Origin of the sequence: Flavobacterium nackdongense (assembly GCF_004355225.1) — a bacterium.
Lineage (GTDB): Bacteria > Bacteroidota > Bacteroidia > Flavobacteriales > Flavobacteriaceae > Flavobacterium > Flavobacterium nackdongense.
Genome location: NZ_CP037933.1, coordinates 3466832 through 3488799, shown reverse-complemented (window position 1 = coordinate 3488799; position 21968 = coordinate 3466832). Strand labels below are relative to the sequence as shown.

At 35.8% G+C, this 21968-nt stretch carries 19 protein-coding genes; 10 read left to right on the top strand and 9 right to left on the bottom strand.

Annotated elements, in window-relative coordinates; all coding sequences use genetic code 11:
• Positions 1-49 precede the first annotated feature (49 nt).
• Positions 50-1432 carry an MATE family efflux transporter gene (locus E1750_RS15010; protein WP_133277554.1) on the bottom strand — a complete coding sequence of 461 codons (1383 nt, stop codon included), beginning with the start codon at positions 1430-1432 and terminating at the stop codon, positions 50-52.
• Positions 1433-1556: 124 nt separating this feature from the next.
• Here E1750_RS15010 and E1750_RS15005 point away from each other — a divergent pair, with 124 nt between their 5' ends.
• A complete protein-coding gene (locus tag E1750_RS15005) occupies positions 1557-2381 on the top strand; it encodes a DUF6929 family protein (RefSeq protein WP_133277553.1) in 825 nt (274 codons plus the stop codon).
• A gap of 81 nt (positions 2382-2462) precedes the next feature.
• Here the strand turns inward: E1750_RS15005 and mtaB are convergent, their stop codons facing one another.
• The 3 genes from mtaB to E1750_RS14990 form a co-directional block, all read right to left on the bottom strand.
• Positions 2463-3782, bottom strand: a complete 1320-nt coding sequence (gene mtaB, locus E1750_RS15000; protein ID WP_133277552.1) for a tRNA (N(6)-L-threonylcarbamoyladenosine(37)-C(2))-methylthiotransferase MtaB — start codon at positions 3780-3782, stop codon at positions 2463-2465.
• Between the two features lie 169 nt (positions 3783-3951).
• Positions 3952-5127 carry a GlmU family protein gene (locus tag E1750_RS14995; protein WP_133277551.1) on the bottom strand — a complete coding sequence of 392 codons (1176 nt, stop codon included), beginning with the start codon at positions 5125-5127 and terminating at the stop codon, positions 3952-3954.
• A 159-nt stretch (positions 5128-5286) separates the two neighbouring features.
• Positions 5287-5538: a type B 50S ribosomal protein L31 gene (locus tag E1750_RS14990; RefSeq protein WP_133277550.1), complete on the bottom strand. Its 252-nt coding sequence runs from the start codon at positions 5536-5538 to the stop codon at positions 5287-5289.
• 246 nt (positions 5539-5784) lie between these two features.
• Here E1750_RS14990 and E1750_RS14985 point away from each other — a divergent pair, with 246 nt between their 5' ends.
• The 6 genes from E1750_RS14985 to E1750_RS14960 all read left to right on the top strand — a co-directional run bounded on the left by E1750_RS14985 (position 5785) and on the right by E1750_RS14960 (position 12681).
• Positions 5785-6312: a DUF4199 domain-containing protein gene (locus E1750_RS14985; protein ID WP_133277549.1), complete on the top strand. Its 528-nt coding sequence runs from the start codon at positions 5785-5787 to the stop codon at positions 6310-6312.
• A gap of 8 nt (positions 6313-6320) precedes the next feature.
• Entirely contained in the window at positions 6321-7274 is a 954-nt protein-coding gene (locus E1750_RS14980) for a glycosyltransferase family 2 protein (protein WP_133277548.1), read from the top strand.
• A gap of 74 nt (positions 7275-7348) precedes the next feature.
• Entirely contained in the window at positions 7349-9076 is a 1728-nt protein-coding gene (locus E1750_RS14975) for a phospho-sugar mutase (protein ID WP_133277547.1), read from the top strand.
• Positions 9076-10110 (top strand): PDDEXK nuclease domain-containing protein, encoded by a 1035-nt coding sequence (locus E1750_RS14970; RefSeq protein WP_133277546.1) that lies wholly within the window; start codon positions 9076-9078, stop codon positions 10108-10110. The genes E1750_RS14975 and E1750_RS14970 overlap by 1 nt, the downstream gene beginning before the upstream one ends.
• Entirely contained in the window at positions 10111-11940 is a 1830-nt protein-coding gene (locus E1750_RS14965; RefSeq protein ID WP_133277545.1) for an ABC transporter ATP-binding protein, read from the top strand.
• Between the two features lie 39 nt (positions 11941-11979).
• A complete protein-coding gene (locus E1750_RS14960) occupies positions 11980-12681 on the top strand; it encodes a hypothetical protein (protein WP_133277544.1) in 702 nt (233 codons plus the stop codon).
• Between the two features lie 2 nt (positions 12682-12683).
• On the opposite strand, the gene E1750_RS14955 is transcribed toward E1750_RS14960, so the two are convergent.
• Complete coding sequence (locus E1750_RS14955; RefSeq protein WP_133277543.1) at positions 12684-15149, bottom strand: TonB-dependent receptor; 2466 nt, start codon at positions 15147-15149, stop codon at positions 12684-12686.
• Between the two features lie 11 nt (positions 15150-15160).
• Positions 15161-16855 carry a M23 family metallopeptidase gene (locus tag E1750_RS14950; protein ID WP_133277542.1) on the bottom strand — a complete coding sequence of 565 codons (1695 nt, stop codon included), beginning with the start codon at positions 16853-16855 and terminating at the stop codon, positions 15161-15163.
• Positions 16856-17035: 180 nt separating this feature from the next.
• On the opposite strand from E1750_RS14950, the gene E1750_RS14945 reads away from it, so the two are divergent.
• The 3 genes from E1750_RS14945 to rny all read left to right on the top strand — a co-directional run bounded on the left by E1750_RS14945 (position 17036) and on the right by rny (position 19401).
• A complete protein-coding gene (locus tag E1750_RS14945; RefSeq protein WP_133277541.1) occupies positions 17036-17326 on the top strand; it encodes a hypothetical protein in 291 nt (96 codons plus the stop codon).
• 8 nt (positions 17327-17334) lie between these two features.
• Entirely contained in the window at positions 17335-17628 is a 294-nt protein-coding gene (locus E1750_RS14940; RefSeq protein ID WP_133277540.1) for a cell division protein ZapA, read from the top strand.
• A gap of 210 nt (positions 17629-17838) precedes the next feature.
• The gene (gene rny / locus E1750_RS14930) at positions 17839-19401 is read left to right on the top strand and encodes a ribonuclease Y (protein ID WP_133277539.1); all 1563 of its coding nucleotides are present in this window, start codon (positions 17839-17841) and stop codon (positions 19399-19401) included.
• 80 nt (positions 19402-19481) lie between these two features.
• Here rny and xerD read toward each other — a convergent pair whose 3' ends face one another.
• From xerD to E1750_RS14915, 3 genes are all read right to left on the bottom strand, one after another.
• On the bottom strand, positions 19482-20378 hold the full coding sequence (xerD, locus tag E1750_RS14925) for a site-specific tyrosine recombinase XerD (protein ID WP_133277538.1): 897 nt from the start codon (positions 20376-20378) through the stop codon (positions 19482-19484).
• Positions 20379-20450: 72 nt separating this feature from the next.
• Positions 20451-21062 carry a hypothetical protein gene (locus E1750_RS14920; protein WP_165698063.1) on the bottom strand — a complete coding sequence of 204 codons (612 nt, stop codon included), beginning with the start codon at positions 21060-21062 and terminating at the stop codon, positions 20451-20453.
• 146 nt (positions 21063-21208) lie between these two features.
• Positions 21209-21799: an outer membrane beta-barrel protein gene (locus E1750_RS14915; protein ID WP_133277536.1), complete on the bottom strand. Its 591-nt coding sequence runs from the start codon at positions 21797-21799 to the stop codon at positions 21209-21211.
• Positions 21800-21968: the final 169 nt, after the last annotated feature.

Sequence of the window (21968 nt, the reverse complement as noted above, 5' to 3'; positions counted from 1 at the left end):
ATTATACGATAAATCCGATTGGAAGTTACAATTATTTTAAGAAAAAACTTTAAAAGTTATCATTTTCCAAAACCAACTTTTTAGTCAATCTTGTAAACCGAATATACAAAAATAAAGCGGCCGATGTTAAGCCTGCCAAAAGTCCGATCCAAATCCCAGTGGCACCTAATTCAGTGTGTTTTCCAAGAAAATACGAAATAGGAAATCCTACAATCCAATATGCCACAAAAGTGATGTACATTGGGATTTTCACGTCTTGTAATCCACGCAAAGCACCCAAAACTACCACTTGCATTCCATCTGATATTTGAAAAACAGCTGCCACCAAAAGCAATTTAGATGCTATCAGTATTATTTCTGTATTGTCCAACTGTTGAGTACTATCGGTCATATTCAAAAATAAATGAGGTAAAAAATTATGAGAAATCACAAAAAGAGTTCCGAAGAAAAGCTCGACCATAATGGTGATTAAAAATATGGATTTTGCCACAACAATCAATTCTTTGTAGTCCTTTAACCCTCTGTAATTACTCACTCGAATCATCGCTGTTACGCTGAACCCAATAGCTACCATAAATGTGGAAGAAGCCAGCGTCAAGGCAATTTGATTTGCGGCTTGGCTATTCTTACCCAAGGAACCCGAAAGCCAAATTGCTGCGGTGAATAAAGCTACTTCAAACAACATCTGCATTGCGGAAGGAAAACCCAGATTGATAATTTTTTTCAAAATGGATTTTTTGATTTCTTCGAAAGTAAAATTTTTGAAATATCGCTTAAAGGTAACGTTATGTTTCATTATATAATGCATAAAAACCACCATCATTATCCTCGAAATAACTGTTCCCAATGCAGCTCCAATAATGCCCAATTTAGGAAAACCCCAAACACCATAAATCAACACATAATTGAAGAAAACGTGAACGACATTGGCCAAATAAATGGCGTACATCGAATATTTGGTCTGCGACAATCCATCGGCAAATTGCTTGTATCCCTGAAAAATTACCACAGGAATCAGCGAGAATGCAACCCAATCGATATAAGGCGAAGCCAATCGGACTACAGCCTCAGGTTGGTTCATCAAACCCATTATAGGTTTAGCCAAAACAATTAATAGAAAAATAGCAAGGCCCAATATGGTACACAATAATAGTCCGTGATGAAAAGTAGTACGGATTTTTTCATCATTTTTTTCAGCATCGGCTTCGGCAATAAATGGCGTAATCGCCGTTGAAAATCCAATTCCCAAAGACATACCGATAAAGATAAAACTATTACCCAAAGAAACCGCAGCTAACTCCGTTGAACCCAAATTTCCTACCATAAAATTATCGACTATGCCTATCAAAGTATGACCCAGCATTCCCAAAATAACAGGATAAGCCAATTGCAGATTATAAGAAAACTCTTTTGTATATTGGGATAAATTCACTTCAAATAATTTAGGTTGGCAAAGATATAGTAAAAAGCCCTCACAAATTCGATTGATTTTACTAATTTCGAAAAGTTTAGAAATACTGTTGTAGAATTATACATCAACCCCTTGAATCTTATTTATGCAAAATATCAAACTCGAACACTTCCTGAAAATTAAGGGTATTGGCTCAGCATCAGGGCTTATTTATCTGAACAATTCCTTGTTTGTCATATCCGACAACAGTTCCTTTTTATACGAATATCAAATTGCTGAAAACCAACTTTCGAAAATAAAGCTAGTAGAAAACGCCGAAGAAAATATCCCAAAAAAAGACAAAATCGATTTTGAATCGATTGCATTGAAAGGAAATGAGCTCCATCTTTTGGGTTCGGGTTCCACCGCTAAAAGAGAAAAAAGAATAGTTTACCAGCTCGAAAACAAGTCAATAATCGAAACCGATTTGTCTGCTTTATACCAAAACCTAAGACAGACTTGCTCCATTTCGGATGATGAACTAAATATCGAGGGTGCTATTTTCTGCAAGGAAAATTGGCTATTATTTCAAAGAGGAAACGGTCTTCATTCGAAAAACGGCATTTTTACTCTTAATTCTTTAGAAAATGAGTCGACTGCGGTGTTTACGAAAGTGTCATTACCCAAAATCAAGCAGATCGAAACCTCGTTTACCGATGCAATTTTAGTAGATGACAAAATTTATTTTTTGGCCACAGCCGAAAATACTACTTCTACTTATGATGACGGCGAAATTTTTGGAACTATTATAGGAAGAATGAATAGTAAAACATTGGAAATTGAATTCACCCAAAAAATCTCAGATAGACACAAATTTGAAGGATTGACACTTTTTTACAAATCTGAAAGCCAAATCCAATTGCTGATTTGCGAAGACAATGACACCGACCTTTTGGAAACTGAAATTTTTAAACTTGTTATAAAAAACTAAAGCTTCCAACCTTTGAAAGACTGGAAGCTTTAATAAATACTAAAATTTTAGTATTTAGTTTAAAATTCCCCGTTCGGGGGTTTAGGGGGCGAATTCAATTCGTACACTTCCATCCTCATCAATTTTTGTCAAATTGATTTCTTGCAAAGTGTTTGCCAATGCCGGATTCCAAGGAGTTTTCACTCGAACGTAGTTTTCGGTAAAACCGTGAATGTATCCTTCTTTATTGTCCGCTTCAAAAAGCACAGTCCTATTAGTTCCAATTTGACTTTCGTAAAAAGCGCGACGTTTTTTTACAGATAATCCACGCAACATTTTGCTCCGTTTCGCCCGTACATTGGCAGGAACAATGCCTTCCATTTCGGCAGCTTCGGTATTGTCACGTTCTGAATACGTAAAAACGTGCAAATATGAAATATCTAAATCATTCAAAAAATGATAAGTTTCTAGAAAATGCTCATCGGTTTCTCCGGGAAAACCAACAATTACGTCCACACCAATGCAAGCATCGGGCATCACTTCCCGAATTTTATCAACTCGTTCGGTGTACACTTCTCGAAGATAACGGCGTTTCATCAACTTCAAGATTTCATTGCTTCCTGATTGCAAAGGAATATGAAAATGCGGCACAAAAGTGCGACTTTTAGCAACGAATTCAATGGTTTCGTTTTTCAGTAAATTGGGTTCTATAGACGAAATTCGCAATCTTTCGATTCCTTCGACTTGGTCCAACGATTGAACCAGTTCTAAGAAAGTGTGTTCGTGCTTTTTATTGCCAAATTCCCCTTTTCCATAATCGCCAATGTTTACACCGGTCAAGACAATCTCTTTAATTCCTTGTTCAGAGATTTCTTTAGCATTTTTAAGTACATTTTGCAGTTCATCACTTCGAGAAATCCCTCTCGCCAATGGAATCGTGCAATAGGTACATTTATAATCGCAACCGTCTTGCACTTTCAAGAAAGCACGAGTTCTGTCGCCAATAGAATAACTGCCTACATAGAAATCGGCCTCCTCAATCTCACAAGAATGCACTTCGCCAAAATCATTTTTGGATAAATCGTTGATGTAATCGGTGATTTTAAACTTTTCGGTGGCTCCCAAAACCAAGTCGACTCCATCGACATTGGCTAATTCTTCAGGTTTGAGTTGGGCATAACAACCGATGGCGGCAACAAAAGCTTTGTCATTGAGTTTCATCGCTTTTCGCACAACTTGTTTGAATTGTTTGTCGGCGTTCTCAGTAACTGAACACGTGTTGATCACATACATATCAGCCACTTCTTCAAAATCGACGCGGTCAAAACCCTCGTCTTGAAAACTCCTAGCAATAGTTGAAGTTTCCGAAAAATTCAACTTACAACCTAGCGTGTAGAACGCTACTTTTTTTCTATTTTCCATAAAATAACTCAATTAATGAAATCGTTGTCAAAAAATTGAGCTTGCAAAATTACAAATAAAAAACTTTATCACGAAATCAATAGTTTTGATAGAAAATAGACAAATAAAAAACCACAACTGCTTTCGCAATCATGGTCATTTAAAAATTTTCAAATTAATTATTTTCAAGTTACTCCTTTCTCCACTTTTTAGTTTCCTCAAAAACGTGTTCTAAAATCGCTGCTTCTTTTTCGTCAAAGTGAATATTTCTGCGACTCATTACTAATCGAGCCGTTTCGAAGGCTTTCTTGGTTAGATAGGTTGTAAATCCAGCAGCTCCGCCCCAAGAAAAACTCGGAACAAAATTGCGGGGAAATCCAGCACCAAAAATATTGGCACTTACCCCAACCACAGTTCCAGTATTGAACATGGTGTTGATACCGCATTTGCTGTGGTCTCCCATCATTAAACCACAAAATTGCAGTCCAGTTTTGGCAAAACCTTCGGTTTCATAACTCCACAGTTTTACTTCGTCATAATTATTTTTCAGATTTGAAGTATTGGTATCTGCTCCGATATTACACCATTCGCCTAGCACAGAATCGCCCAAAAATCCTTCGTGCCCTTTATTAGAATAGGAAAAAATTACTGCATTTTTTACCTCACCGCCAATTCTAGAATACGAACCAACCGTTGTAGCACCATAGATTTTAGAACCCATTTTCACAGAAGCGTTTTCGCATAAAGCAAATGGACCACGAATAACAGAACCTTCCATTATTTCGGTATTTTTTCCAATATAAATAGGACCTGATGATGCATTTAGAGTCACAAATTCGAGTTTTGCTCCTTCTTCGATAAAAATATTTTCTTTATCAATCACATTAACACTTTTGGGAATACTTTGTGATTTTCTACCTTCAGTCAAAAGCTCAAAATCTTCTCGAATAGCCGCATCATTGTTCGAAAAAATATCCCAAGTACGTTCTATTCTCAAAACTTCTCCTTCAAATTCAATGATTTGATAAGTATCGAAATCAACCTCTTCCTGATTCTCACTAGTGTAAAAAGCAATGACATCCTCTCCTTTAAAAATAGCTTGATTTGAACTTAGGTTTACAACCATTTCAGCCAAAACCGAATTGGGCAAAAAGGATGCGTTGATCATCACATTCTCCTCCATTTCTATCATTGGAAATTTTTCGGACAAATATTCCTCGGTCAATGTAGTTGTGGTCGATCCCAAACGTTTTTCCCATTTCTGGCGAATGGTCAAAATACCGATTAGAATGTCGGCAACAGGACGCGTGAAAGTAAAAGGCAGCAAAGCATTTCTGGCAGGTCCATCGAAAAGGATATAATTCATGGTTTTATTTTTAATTTATTAGAGACTTTGCAATGCAACATCGGAACTGCAAGGTCTGTACTTTAAAAATCCAAAGTTACAAAGTTTTGGATAGTGATAAAAATAAAAAAACTCCCCAAAAAGGAGAGTTTGTGATATTTCTTTAAACCGAATAAAATATTATTTAACGTGTTTAGCGTATTTAGTTTTGAATTTATCGATACGTCCTGCAGTATCAATAAGTTTAGATTTACCTGTATAAAAAGGGTGAGAAGTTCTAGAGATCTCCATTTTTACAACTGGATATTCAACACCGTCAACAGTGATTGTTTCTCTTGTTTCTGCAGTAGATTTAGTGATAAAAACGTCCTCGTTAGACATATCTTTAAAAGCAACTAATCTGTAATTTTCTGGGTGAATTCCTTTTTTCATCTTTATTTTTTTTATTTTTTTGAGCGTTTTAATTTTGAAGCTTTCTCGACTTTCGAAAAAGGTGTAAATGCAACGACTCTTTTTGTTTACAATTCTTTTCTCAATTTGAGGATGCAAATGTACACAAAATTTTCAATAAACAAACCTTTGAAATACTTTTTTTATCTATTCGCAAAAACCGATTTTTGTCTGTGAATAAATTGGGAATTGCTATATTTGTAGATTATTAAACTAAAACTTTCAAATATGAACGAGATTATCAAGAAAAATGGGGTTTCTTTCGGTGTAATGACCGGTATTTTAAGTGCTTTAATTACGGCTTCAATTTATGCAATAGATTTAAATCTTTTTGTAAAATGGTGGCTTGGAATAGTTATTATAGTGGTTTACCTCATCATTGGTATCGTTTTATTAACCAAAACAAAAAAAGAATTAAAAGGTATGTTTACTTTTAAAGAAGCTTTTACCACTTATTTTATCTCTGCAGTAATTGGAATAGCAATATCTGTCGGCTTTAACATTCTCTTGTTTAACGTGATTGATCCATCGGCTAAAGATTCCATAAACGAAATAGTTATTAAATATACTGCCGAAACGATGCAAAAATTTGGAGCTCCGTCTGCTGCGGTTAACGAAGCCATTAAAAAAATGCAAGAAAACAATCCGTATTCGACTATAGAATTATTAAAAGGTTCCGCGTTTAGCATTGCAGGAAGTGCTCTTTTTGGATTATTATTAGCTTTAATCTTTAAAAGCAAACCATCACAAGAATAAAAAAATAAATGAATTTATCCCTACTAATTCCTCTTCTCAACGAAGACGAATCGCTGAAAGAACTGTACACTTGGATTATTTCGGTAATGAAATCCAACAATTATTCGTACGAAATTATTTTTATTGATGATGGAAGTACAGATAATTCTTGGCCAATCATTGAAGATCTAGCCTCTGAAAATGCGAATGTAAAAGGCATTCGCTTTATGAAAAACTTTGGAAAATCACAGGCTTTGCATGCAGGTTTTGCCAAAGCCCAAGGCGATGTGATCATCACAATGGATGCGGATTTGCAAGACAGTCCAGAAGAAATTCCAGGTTTGTATGAAATGATAACAGAACAAAATTACGACTTGGTCTCGGGTTGGAAAAAGAAACGCTATGATTCTGTAGTAGCCAAAAATCTTCCTTCTAAATTATTCAATTGGGCTGCCAGAAAAACATCTGGAGTGCAACTCAACGATTTTAATTGTGGTTTGAAAGCCTACAAAAATGTAGTGGTAAAAAACGTCGAGGTTTCTGGCGAAATGCACCGTTACATCCCAGTTTTGGCAAAAAATGCCGGTTTTAGTAAAATTGGCGAAAAAGTAGTGCAGCACCAAGCCCGAAAATATGGCGAAACCAAATTTGGTATGGATCGTTTTGTCAACGGATTTTTGGATTTAATCACGATTTGGTTCCTTTCTAAATTCGGAAAAAGACCGATGCATTTGTTTGGAGCTATGGGCTCAGTGATGTTTATCATTGGTTTTCTGGCGGCGGGATTCATTGGTTTTATGAAGTTATACAACCTTTATAATGACTTGCCCTATCATTTAATAACAGATAATCCGTGGTTTTACATTTCATTGACGACGATGGTATTGGGAACGCAATTATTTTTGGCTGGTTTTCTTGGCGAAATTATTTTAAGGACCAAGAATAATGAGGAACGATATAAGGTTTGGAAGGAACTGAATTAAAAACTTGAGGACACAATTTGTGACCTCAAAAGATTATAAATAAAGACATACAAATTTTTTAAAATTCAAATAAAATGGAAATCAAACAACACATTTTAGACGCGGTAAACGAATGGTTAACGCCAACATTTGACAAAACAACACAAGAGGCAGTGATCGAAATGATGACTTCTTCGCCCAAGGATTTGGAAGAGAGTTTTTATAAAAATCTAGAATTCGGAACTGGCGGAATGCGCGGTGTGATGGGCGTTGGAAACAATCGCATCAATAAATACACTTTAGGAAAAAGTACCCAAGGACTTTCGGATTATTTGAAAATCGCTTTTCCAGACCAACCATTGAAAGCCGTAATCGCTTTTGACTGTCGTCATAATAGTAAGACATTAGCCAAAACAGTTGCCGATGTTTTCTCTGCCAATGGAATTCAAGTGTATTTATTTTCGGATTTACGCCCTACCCCTGAATTGTCTTTTGCTCTAAAATATTTAGGTTGCCAATGTGGAATTGTATTGACCGCTTCGCACAATCCGCCAGAATACAACGGTTACAAAGTGTACTGGCAAGATGGCGGACAAATCGTACCTCCGCAAGATGGCGCGATTATCGAAACTATTGAAAAACTAAATTATAGCCAAATCAAATTTGACGCCGACGAAAATCTGATACAATACATTGATGCTGAAATTGACCAAGCGTTCATCAAATCGACTATCGAAAATGCTAGCTTTGGAACATCGCAAGAAGCCAAAGACAATTTGAATATTGTATTTACATCCTTACACGGAACCTCGATTACTGCTATTCCCGAAACTTTTGCCCAAGCGGGATACAAAAATGTAAATATCGTTGAAGAGCAAAGAGTTCCAAATGGCGATTTTCCAACAGTTAAATCTCCAAATCCTGAAGAGCCAGAAGCTTTGACATTGGCATTGGCATTGGCAGATAAAACAAACGCCGATATTGTTGTGGGAACTGACCCTGACTGCGACCGTTTGGGTGTTGCAGTTCGAAATAACGAAGGCCAAATGATCTTACTGAACGGAAACCAAACGATGATTCTGATGACTGCATTTCTATTAAAAGAATGGAAAAAAGCAGGGAAAATCAACGGAAAACAATTCGTGGGCTCGACTATTGTTTCTACTCCGATGATTATGGAATTGGCTACAGCTTATGGTGTGGAATGCAAAGTCGGCTTGACTGGCTTCAAATGGATTGCCAAAATGATCAAGGATTTCCCAGAATTGGAATTCATCGGCGGTGGGGAAGAAAGCTTTGGATTTATGGTAGGCGACGCTGTTCGCGATAAGGACGCAGTTGCAGCTACTTTATTGATTTGCGAATTGGCGGCTCAAGTGAAAGCCAATGGTAGCAGTGTTTACAAAGAATTGCAACAATCGTATGTAGAGCACGGTTTTTACAAAGAACATTTGATTTCGTTAACCAAAAAAGGAATGGATGGTTTAGCCGAAATCAACCAAATGATGGTCGATATGCGTAATAATCCAGTAAAAGAAATCAACGGGCAACGTGTGGTGATGCTAGAAGATTATAAATCTTCGATTGCCAAAAATTTATTGACTGGTGAGGAAGAAACGATGGATATGCCAAAATCGGACGTTTTGATTTATTATACGGAAGACGGTTCGAAAATTTGTGCTAGACCAAGTGGAACCGAACCAAAAATCAAATTCTACATCAGCGTAAACACCGAATTAGACAGTGTAGAAAATTTCACGGAAGTGGAAGCGGTATTAAATGAAAAAATCAAAAACATCATTACTGCCATGCAGTTGAGCTAATGAACAAATTGGACACAAATGATGAACCAAAACTATTAAATTCGATTATCGGTTTAATAGATCAAACACGTCATATTGTTGCCAAAACAGTCAACCAAGAACTGACTTTATTGTATTGGAATATTGGAAAAACCATCAATGATGATATTCTAAAAAATGACCGCGCGGACTATGGAAAGAAATTGATTCCAACGTTGAGCTTAGCACTTACGAACAAATATGGAGTAGGTTTTAATAAAAGAAATCTGCAAAGTTTTGTTAAACTGAACACTGTTATAGAAGATATTACAATTTTGCACACAGTGTGTGCAAAATTGAGTTGGTCCCATATCAGAAATCTTATTTACATAGAAAACCCTATAAAAAGGGAATTTTATATCCAAATGACAATTCACGAAAGATGGAGTGTCCGAACATTGCAGGAGCGAATAGATGGTATGCTTTTTGAAAGAACCGCCATTAGCAAAAAACCGGAACAAACAATCGTCAATGAATTAAAAACATTAGAAAAGGAAAAGAAAATAAGTCCTGATTTAGCTTTTCGAGATCCCTATTTTTTAGATTTTTTAGGTTTACACGATAGTTACTCTGAGAAAGATTTAGAAAGCTCTATATTGGCACAACTTCAATATTTTATTACCGAAATGGGTAGCGAGTTCGCTTTTTTAGCCCGCCAAAAAAGGATAATTATAGACAATGAAGATTTTTACATCGATTTACTTTTTTATCATCGAGGTCTTAAAAGTTTGGTTGCCATAGATTTGAAATTGGGGAAATTTAAAGCCAAATACAAAGGACAAATGGAACTGTATCTTCGTTGGTTAGAGAAAAACGAACAAAAAGAAGGAGAAAACAAACCCATTGGCTTAATCCTTTGTAGCGAAAAATCTCCGGAGCAAATCAATTATTTGATGCTTGATACTGATGAACAAATTAAGGTTGCAGAATACCTCACGCAATTACCAGAAAAAAAATTATTGCTAGAAAAATTAGAAAAAGCCATAGCAATAGCAGAAAACAACAATAGAAAATAAATGGATAAAAACTTAATTAAACTCTTTCCGTACACAAAACCCTATAAGTCACATATCATTTGGAATGTGACTTACAATGTTTTGTATGCTTTATTTAGCACCATTTCGATGTTGACTTTATTACCAATGCTCGAAGTGCTTTTTGGCAAAAATAAAGTTATCGAAAACGCCCCTGTCTATGAAGGAATTGGAGGTATAATGCGGTTCGGAAAAGAGTATTTGTATTATCAAATATCGGAATTATCAAAAGGAAGTGGGCCGCAATTTGCTCTTTTATTGGTGGTAACCTTAGTAATTACCACTTTTTTACTAAAAAATTTATTCAATTATCTGGCTTCTTATCACATTATGCACTTGAAAAATGGTGTATTACGTGATTTGAGAAAAACGATGTACGACAAAATAATCGAATTGCCTATTTCCTATTATTCTGAAAAAAGAAAAGGTGATGTTATGGCAAGAATGCTTGGCGATGTGGGCGAAGTTCAAAATTCATTTTTTTCAATATTAGAACTCGTCATCAAAGAACCTTTAACCATTGTTTTTGCACTAATCACTATGTTTGTCATTAGCGCAAAACTAACTATGTTTGTTTTGATATTCATTCCCATTTCGGGATTTATCATTTCAAAAATTGGAAAAAGCCTCAAAGCAAAATCGTTGAAAGCTCAAAACGAAGGAGGTTATCTTATTTCGATTGTGGAAGAAAGTCTTAGCGGTTTGAAAGTGGTCAAAAGTTACAATGCCGAAACCACTTTCAAAAACAGATTCAACGAATCGATTACAAGATTATTAAAATTATCAAATAGTATTGGAAATAAAAACAATTTAGCGTCGCCTTTGAGCGAATTTATGGGAATCACCACTATTGCTACTTTGCTTTGGTACGGCGGGAATTTAGTTTTAGTAGACAAAACCCTAGATGGTTCGGCTTTCATTGTTTACCTTACCTTGGCCTACAATATTCTCACGCCAGCAAAAGCCATTTCGAAAGCTTCGTATTCCGTAAAAAACGGATTAGCTGCTGCCCAAAGAGTTTTTGAAGTATTGGAGGTTGAGAATGAAATCACATCCAAAGTAAATGCAGTCGAAAAAGACACATTCGAAACGGCAATTTCATTACAAAACGTCAACTTCAAATATGAAGAAGAAGCAGTTTTAAAAGATTTTTCTCTTGAAGTAAAAAAGGGACAGACTGTTGCTCTTGTTGGTCAATCCGGAAGTGGAAAAAGTACGATTGCGAATTTATTGACCCGTTTTTATGATGTAAATGAAGGGTCGATTGTGATTGATGGTGTCAATATTAAAGATATGAATTTACATTCGCTTCGCAGTTTGATGGGTTTGGTGACACAAGATAGCATCTTGTTCAACGATACTATAAAAGCGAACATTGCTTTAGGGAAAATTGACGCAACCGACGAAGAAATCATCGAAGCTTTGAAAATTGCCAACGCTTATGAGTTTGTCCAAGATTTGCCAATGGGAATCGACACCAACATTGGCGACAGCGGCAATAAACTTTCTGGCGGTCAAAAACAACGATTGTCGATTGCTCGTGCGGTTTTAAAGAATCCGCCGATTATGATTTTAGACGAAGCCACATCCGCATTGGATACTGAAAGCGAAAAATTTGTGCAAGTGGCTTTAGAAAATATGATGCAAAACAGAACATCTATTGTCATTGCTCACCGCCTTTCGACCATTCAAAAAGCAGATAAAATTGTGGTTATGAAAAAAGGAAAAATCGTAGAACAAGGTACACACGAGGAACTCATCGCGCTGAATGGAAACTATAACAAATTGGTAACCATGCAGTCTTTTGAATAATGATTAAAATTTCAGATTTTTGACGGATATCTATTTTAAATGTACCTGAACAACCCCAACATCAAACTTCCCGAAGATCCTGACACAGTTGTTTGGAAATACTTAGACCTATCCAAATTTCTTGATTTATTGCTTTCGAAGAAATTGTTTATGTCGCGTTCGGATAAATTTGAAGACCAATATGAAGGTACTTTTAGTGAACCAACCTACGAAGAGATAAAAAAAATTGCCGTCAATAATCCTGAATTTTTACAACATTACAAATCGCATCGCGAAAAAGTAGCCGTTAGTAGCTGGCACATCAACGAATACGAATCGTTTGCTATGTGGCAAATTTTCACCCAAAACAGTGAAGGATTAGCCATTCAATCCACTATTGGTAGATTGCAAAACGCCGTAATTCCTGAAAAAAATCACAAACAATACATTGGCGAAGTCAACTATATTGATTATAAGAAAGAATACATTCCATTTGATGATATGTTTTTTCCGTTTTTGTTCAAACGAAAAAGTTTCCAGTACGAAAGGGAAGTTCGCATCATATCGGATGTTACTGAAAGCAATATAAAATTGAATGATGGTCTAAAAATAAATGTAGACATCAACCAATTAATCGAAAAAATCTACATTCATCCTAAATCCGAAAACTGGTATAAAAACCTGGTTATCGAATTGGTTTCGAAATTAGGATTTGACTTTAAGATTGAAAAATCGGATTTGGAGAGTGATATTTTGATATAACATCAAAACCTCATATTGACCTTCACATTAAAAACTCGTGTGGTCATATAATTCGGAATCGCGTATTGATTTTTAGAATACACATCACGAACCCAAGTATTGGTAATCGCATTTTGATTGTCGAAAAGGTTGAAAATTTCTAATCCAATAGCTAATTCTTTGAAAGGTTGAAGCCATTTCCTATCCGATGGATTCTGCTCATCAATCAAAACTTTGAAGAAGCCCACATCCGCACGTCGGTAATCATTCAATCGACTTTGATACAAATAAGGATCAGAATATGACGGAGAGCCTCCTGGCAAACCCGTATTATAAACCAAATTCAGATACAATTTTATGCTTGGAATCTTGGGCATATAATCTTGGAACAAAAGCGCAAATTTCAATCTTTGGTCGGTTGGTCTCGAAATATATCCTCTGTTATCGCTGTTTTCTTCGGTTTTTAGATATCCAAAACTAAACCAGGATTCGGTTCCGGGGACAAATTCACCATTCAATCTAAAGTCAAAACCTTGGGCATAGGCTTTCGCATTATTATTGGCAACATACCGAATTCGAACATTATCCAGAGTATAGGTATTAACGTCTGACAAGGTTTTATAATACACCTCCGAAACCATTTTGAAAGGACGATTCCATATTTTGAAACTGTAATCATTACTTAAAACAATATGAATCGATTGTTGGGCTTTGACATCGGGTTGTACCACACCATTGGCATCTCTTAATTCTCGATACGATGGCGGTTGATGATACAATCCTCCCGAAAGACGGAAAAACATATCCATATCCCAATTGGGTTTTAAGGAAAATTGTGCTCGTGGGCTAAAGGTAATTTGAGTTGAACTCGTTATATTATCTCCAGAAACAGTCCAATTTTGGGAACGAACACCTGCATTCATCCAAATTTCGTTATTGCCAATATAGCCTTTCCGACTCCATTGCAGATAACCTGAAAATCGGTTGATGTCGACAAAATTTGTCGCTCTCACATTCTGATACGGAACCAATGGCCCTGTGTACGGGGAATACGGCTGATCGTTTTTAGGTAAAAATTTAATCGGCGGATTGATGGAAAAACCAGCAGAATCGATAACTTCCCATTCAATCACTCGATCACGAATCGATTCGCGAGTAAATTTTGCTCCCCATTCAAATTGGTTTTTTTTCCAATTGTGAATACCTTTTAATTCGGTATTGATAATTAAGGCGTCTAAATCATTTCTTGCGTGATTGAGTTGCGAACCAATCCCGCGGGTGAAAGCGACGTCACCAAAATTTTCCGAACCAAAATTAGAATCTACTTCGCCCAATCGGTATTGCGCCAAAATGTCAAAATATTCTTGTTCTTGAGTATGATAAGCCGAGGCGATCAATTTATAAGTAGCATTTTTTGAAGCAGTATAAGTCGATTTGACCGCACCAAAAACGGTAGTATATTTATCTTTTTCTTGTCCTTCATAATAAATCAACAAGGCCATCGGGTCATCGATAGTTCCAAAATTGGTTTGTCGAGTCAGAGGCTGGTATTTGTAATCATTGGAAGAAAGATTTCCCAAAAAACTAAATTCCCATTTGTCCGAAGGTTTGAAATTGACGTTGGTCTGAAAATCGGCAAAAACGGGAGTATAATTCGTTTGTGTTTCCTGACTATCTACTAAAAGGGAATTGTTACGATACCGAATCCCATTGACCGTGGACCATTTTCCGTTTTCAGAAACGGCATCAACAGCGACACTAGCTCCCAGAAAACTCGCTTCAGCTACAGCTCCAAATTGGGTTGGATTTCGATACGTAATATCTAAAACCGAAGATAATTTATCGCCATATTTCGACTGAAAACCTCCAGCAGAAAAATCGACATTTTGAACCAAATCGGTGTTGGTAAAACTCAATCCTTCTTGTTGACCGGAGCGTATTAAAAACGGACGATAGACTTCAATTTCATTAACATAAACCAAATTTTCGTCATAATTCCCACCGCGAACCGCATATTGAGTACTCAATTCATTATTAGAATTGACGCCCGGCAAGGACTTCAAAATATTTTCGACACCAGCGTTGGCTCCGGGTATTTTACGAATTAATTCTGGTTCAATTACAGTAACACCTTGAACTCGTTTTTTGTTATTTACGGTAATAACGACCTCGCCCATTTGCTCGTCTTTATCATTCATCACCAAATTGAATTCATAATCTTCGTCTGGTTTTAAAGTAACTGAAATCGTAGATTTTTTTAATGAAATATGTGAAAAAACAACTGTTAGCTTCTGATTTGCCGGAACCGTCAATGCATAAAATCCGTTGGCGTTCGATTGTGTGCCTTTGCCTTGGCAAGTCACATTCACATTGGCAACCGCTTGATTATTCACATCCAGAATAACTCCTTTAATGCGAGCAGATTGCCCTGACGCTATCAATCCAAAAAAGAAAACTAGGAAAACGAGTAATATTTTATTTTGACCCAAGGATATTATTTTTATTGTTTTTGACTTCGAAAAAACCGAGTTTCAAAGATAGTAGAATTTCCTAAATTATCCACTACTATAATTTTTAATTCATTGGCTCCTTCAGCCACAATACCATCACTAAAATTATGCGTAATTTTCTTGGTTTTATTATCGTATTCGAATAAAATCCATTTGCCATTCAGAAAGCCATTATAGGATTTAATACCTGACAATTCATCACTAATGGTGAATTGAATGGACTTCTTATCGGTTAACCATTTGCCTTCTATGGGTTTCGCAATAGTAATTTTTGGGGGAATTGTATCTAAAACCAAAGCATATTTGCCCAAGGTTTTTACATTGGTTTTAAATATATTATCTTTTCGGAAAGTGTAATTGTAACTCAACTTTTTGGCACCAATTGAAGCGATAAATAATTTTTCTCTCTGAGTTTCGGTAAATTTATGATCTTCTATTTCAATAGTAAAATTGGAATTCACAGGAACAGAATCATCATGAAGATACAAAGTATCGTTTTTTACATCAAAATTCAAATTAAAATCCTCGTAAAAAGTATTAGATGGAAAAAAAACAGATATATTTCCTTTTGAAAAATTAGATTCATTTTTTGCTTTTACAAAATATTTCGAAACAGGCTCCTTGGCTATGATTGCCGGTAAAATTTCATCCACAATCGGAATAGCAACTGTAGTCAAATTACCATAATAGTCCGAAACTTCTATTCGATACTGCCCCGATAAATTAGGTACAACGTTTATGATTCCATTACTGCCATCGGTCTTGATAATACTTAAATTGTATGGGCTTTTCATAAACAACTTTTGCACTCTTTGCTGTGTTTTTTTATACATTGAATAGTCTATTAGCGCATTTACATAACGCATTTCATCAAAAGAATAGGTGTCAAATTGATAGCCAAAATTAGGATTCCCGTTATAAAAAGTCTGCACTTTATATATCCCATTCCTATTGAAAGAAACGTCATCATAATCGAAAGTATTGATACCAAAACCAATTTTACCGTTGGCCACCACTTTATCTGCCAAATAAGTACCATCCTTTTGCAAAGAAAGATTAAGCAACAGAGGTCTTTTGGATTGATTGACGATAGATTCATTATCTAAAGGATAAGCATAAATATTGAAAATAATAGGTTTCTTGGTGTCCTTCATAAATTTATCGAACCCAAAAAGCATCGGATTTATAATATTCTCCGTGATATTATCCCGAAATTCGAAATGCAAATGAGGTCCTTCAGAAGCTCCCGTATTTCCGGATAATCCGATAAGTTGGCCTTTTTTGACAACCATCTCTCCGGGCTTCAAATATCGTTCAATTTCAAAAGATTGTTCTTCATAATGTATTTTTTTGACGAAATCTTCAATTGGCCCTGCGGCCCGCTGCAAATGTCCATAAACTGAAGTGTAGCCATTAGAATGAGTGATATAAATCGTCTTTCCGTTTCCAAAAGTGGATATTTTAATTCGCGACACATAACCATCGGCTACGGAGTACACTTCAAGACCTTCTTTTTGCAAAGTTTTAAAATCGAAGCCCGCATGAAAATGATTGGGACGTAACTCCCCAAAATTTCCTGATAACTGCATCGGAATAGCCAATGGCGGACTAAAATAATCTTTCGGATAATTGATTTGAGCAAAAATAGGAATACAGAAAAGGAAAAATAACAGACTAGGTCTCATAAAATACATTTTTGCTAAGATAAAAAAATCTAGTTTACAAAATAACACAAAATCAATCACGCTCTTAATCCGCTGTTATACTGACAATTGATTTTTTTTAGGATAAAAAAGCAAATAAAGTATTGTAAAAATAAAAAGGAATACTAACTTTGTAAGATTAAGTAATACTTAGGACGCATTATGAGTGTAATTGCAGAAATAATTGATACTCTTGAAAATAAGATCGAAAAACTATTTGCAAAAATAAATAGTTTGGAGAAAAAATCACAAGAATTGAAAATTGAATTAACCAATGCTGCAACTGTCATACAAACTCAAGCTCAAGAGATTGAAGCCTTAAAAAAACAGTATGAAACACTCAAATTGGCCAACGCATTACTGGGCAGTGAAGAGAATAAAAGAGATACAAAGCTTAAAATAAATTCATTAATTCGTGAAATTGATTACTGTATAGCACAGCTATCAGATTAATAAAAAATATGGACGAAAAGCTTAAAATTAAGATATCGATTGCGGACAGAGTTTATCCATTAACCGTGGAACTCTCTCAGGAAGAAGGACTTCGTAGTGCTTCAAAAAAAATCGATACGATGATTAAGCAATTTGAAGAAAATTATGCCGTTCGTGACAAGCAAGACGTATTAGCGATGTGCGCTTTACAATTTGCAGCACAAACTGAACAAAAACAAATTGATAATGCCATAGATGGTGTAGCGACTATCGAAAGGATTAAAAAAATCAATGCGCTATTAGATCAATATCTCCTAGATTAAAACACGTTCTTTACAGAAACTAAAGCACTGCCTACATTAGTTCACATTTGGTAAACTCAACACTAACAATTTAGAATGAGCAAATCATCGTTACTATAGCAAGCCAATTCAGTTTGGAAGCTTGAACAGCGAGTTAGCTCAAAACTTGTATTTCAGAGTTTATACAAGCAATCTAATGTAGGCTTTTTTTATATATAAATTTTAACAACTATGGACATCATTACAATAATTATTTTAGGAGTTGCGGGTATTGCTGGAGGTTTTGGTCTAGCCAAAATCATCGAAAAAAGTAATATTTCTAATTTGATTAAAAACGCAAAAAAAGAAGCCGCATCGATCTTAAAAGACGCCAATCTTGAAGCAGAAAACATCAAAAAAGATAAAATCCTTCAAGCAAAAGAAAAATTTATCGAATTGAAAGCAGAACACGAGCAGGTCATTCTTTCTCGTGACCAAAAAATGGCTGAAGTCGAAAAAAGAATTCGAGATAAAGAATCACAAGTTTCGAACGAGTTATCCAAAGCCAAAAGAGTTAATGACGAATACGAGTCGAAAACTTTAGAATTCAATACCAAAATAGATGTTCTAGACAAAAAACAAGCAGAAGTTGACAGACTTCACAAAAGCCAATTGCAACATCTTGAAGTGATTTCGGGTCTCTCGGCTGAAGAAGCAAAAAGCCAACTGATCGAAGGATTGAAGGCTGAGGCCAAAACCGAAGCGATGTCGCACATTCAAGATACAATCGAGGAAGCGAAACTGACTGCTCAACAAGAAGCTAAAAAAATCATCATCAACACCATTCAAAGAGTGGGAACAGAAGAAGCGGTAGAGAATTGCGTTTCTGTTTTCAACATCGAATCGGATGATGTAAAAGGTAGGATTATTGGTCGCGAAGGACGAAATATTAGAGCAATTGAAGCCGCAACAGGCGTCGAAATCATTGTTGACGACACGCCAGAAGCGATTATTCTTTCTTGTTTTGACCCTGTTCGTAGAGAAATTGCACGTTTGTCATTGCACAAATTAGTGACTGACGGTCGTATCCACCCGGCAAGAATTGAAGAAGTGGTCGCTAAAACGACCAAGCAAATTGACGACGAAATTATTGAAGTGGGTAAACGTACCGTAATTGACTTAGGCATTCACGGTTTGCATCCTGAGCTGATAAAAGTAGTTGGACGAATGAAATACCGTTCCTCTTACGGGCAAAATTTATTGCAACACTCGCGCGAAGTTTCCAAACTTTGTGGAATTATGGCTGCCGAATTAGGATTGAACGTAAAATTGGCTAAAAGAGCTGGTTTATTGCACGATATCGGTAAAGTTCCTGATACCGAAAGCGATTTGCCTCACGCTTTATTAGGAATGCAATGGGCGGAGAAATATGGTGAAAAAGAAGAAGTTTGCAACGCGATTGGAGCACACCACGACGAAATCGAAATGAAATCATTACTATCGCCAATTATTCAGGTTTGTGATGCTATTTCAGGCGCCAGACCAGGTGCCAGAAGACAAGTTTTGGATTCGTACATTCAGCGTTTGAAAGACTTAGAAGAAGTAGCTTACGGATTTGGAGGTGTGAAAAATGCCTACGCAATTCAAGCGGGTAGAGAACTCCGTGTTATTGTAGAAAGTGAAAAAGTATCCGATGAAAATGCAGCTACTTTATCTTTCGAAATTTCACAGAAAATCCAAACCGAAATGACCTATCCCGGACAAGTGAAAGTAACTGTGATTAGAGAAACTAGAGCGGTGAATATAGCAAAGTAAAATCTTAAATTAATTTTAAAAATTCCAAATTCCAATACTTTATAATTGGGATTTGGAATTTTTTTATTGGAATTTAATCATCATTTCCTCGGATGAAAAGCATTCATCACCTCGGTTAAAAATCGTCTATCCAGATGCACATAAATTTCCGTAGTCGTAATCGATTCGTGGCCTAACATCAATTGAATCGAACGCAAATCGGCGCCGTTTTCCAATAAATGTGTTGCAAAGGAATGCCGAAAAGTATGTGGACTAATGCTTTTTTTCAATTCTATTTTCGCAGCCAAATCTTTGATTATCGTGAAAATCATTGCTCTTGTCAACTGACTTCCTCTCCTATTCAAAAACAAAGTATCTTCCTGACCTTTCTTGATATTCAAATCCGTTCTTTTATAATTTTGATACAACACGATGTACTTTTGAGTCAACTCGCTAACGGGTACAAAACGTTGTTTACTGCCTTTTCCTGTGATTTTGATAAAACCTTCATCAAAAAACAAATCCGATATTTTCAACGAAACCAATTCCGAAACCCGAAGCCCGCAACCATAAAGAGTTTCCAACATAGCCCGATTCCGTTCTCCTTCATTAGAACTCAAATCTATGGCAGCAATTAGAGCGTCGATCTCTTCAACGGATAAAGTGTCGGGAAGTTTCCGACCTGTTTTAGGAGTTTCTATCAATTCCATCGGATTGTCTTGTCGATAATCTTCAAAAATTAAATAGCTGAAAAAACTTTTTAACCCTGAAATAATTCTGGCCTGTGAGTGCGGATTTACTTCTTTTGAAACACTATAAATGAATTGCTGAATCGTTTCCTCACTGATTTTTATCGGCGAAACTTCAATGGCATTTTGTTCTAAAAAAAGGCACAATCGCTCGATATCGAAAGAATAATTATCGATTGTATTTTTCGACAAACCCCTCTCAATTTTGAGATAGGATTGGTAATTTTTGATTTGAGCGTTCCAATTCATTGTGCAAAGAAAAGCTAATTTTAGACATAAAAAAACCACGCCGTTGACGTGGTTTTAAAACTTTTAATAAAATCAAGGAGCTTTTGCACCCCATTTTCCACCACCAACAAAAAAGCCAATACTCACCCCAAAATAGGCGTTGTTTGCTGTTCCCACTTTATTCCCATCAAAATCTTCCAAATCACTACTGGGAAGAAAATTATATTCTAACCCAAATCTAAATCCGGTCCATTCGAAACCACCTCGAATTAAACCACCAAAAACGCTAGAAACGGAGGGATTCAATACGCCGCTGTCAACTTCAGAATCATCCACTTCTACATTTGCTAGAGAATAGTACCCAAGACCCGCACCTACATAAGGTGCAAAAGAACTTCCTGATCCTGATTTGTGAAAGTAATAATCATAAGTACCAACAAAAGAACTAATTCCGGCAACCTTAGCAGTATAGCTATCACCAACATTGGATTCTAAATCTCGAATTACAGCAGCTCCGCCAAATCGCAAGCCAACATTCATATTTTCCGTAATATTGTATTTAGGTTCGATTGTCAATAGACCACCACCTCCGCCACCTGCAGGCACATACCCCACATCTAGTCCAACTCTAAAAGCACCTTTTTTTTGTGAATAACCATTGGTAATTACCAAAGCCAAAAGAACCAATAAAATAATTTTTTTCATGATTTAAAATATTTAAATTAATGCTCAAAATCCCTATTAAATGTACAGAATAATAACCTTAAATCTCTTAATTAAATCCTAATATTTAATAACCATAAAAAAAACCACCCTGTGGGATGGTTTTTTAAAGTAAAATCGATTTCAAATTACCATTTGTACAATAATCCGAATTGAGGCGTTGCAAAAATATTGTTGAACAAGTTCACATTTACGTTCAAATCACTAGAATTTGATCCCTGCTCAGGATTTACATTATTATAGCTCAAGATGTTTGCCAATTCAAATGTAGCTGCCCAGTGTTTAGTGAAAAAGTAATTCATTCCTAAATCAATATTTGCATTTATTGAACTATTAGTATTTTTACCATTATTATTTATTTCTGTGGTAACAGCCGAATAACCTAAACCAACTTCTCCATACGCTTGAAAACTTTTACTTGCACCTAAGGATAAGAAATAGTAACGAGCAAATCCACCGAGTCCAAAAGTTCCCGTTTCTTTACTGCCATTATCTTGACCAGCAAGAGCTAAAAAACCTCCAACTGCCCATTTATCGTCAAGCATATATCCCATTTTAGGAGTGAATGACCAACTATCTTCCACATCACCTGAACGAAAGCTAAAAGCTCCTTCAACAAATTTATCTCCTTTAGAGAAACCGACACCTGATGGTACATCTTGAGCGTTTGCAAGTACAAATGCAAAAACCGCCACTACTGATAAAATAATTTTTTTCATTTTTGTTTTATTTAAAGTTAATTAAACAAATTTAACTTATAAATTTTTTGAGTTATAAACATTTTTATATCGTTATTAACATAGTTATCAACAGGTTTTTTAACAATTAACCAAAAACAGCTCGTCTAAATTATCACATTCTTCATTTGGCCCAGAAATGAGCAATGAC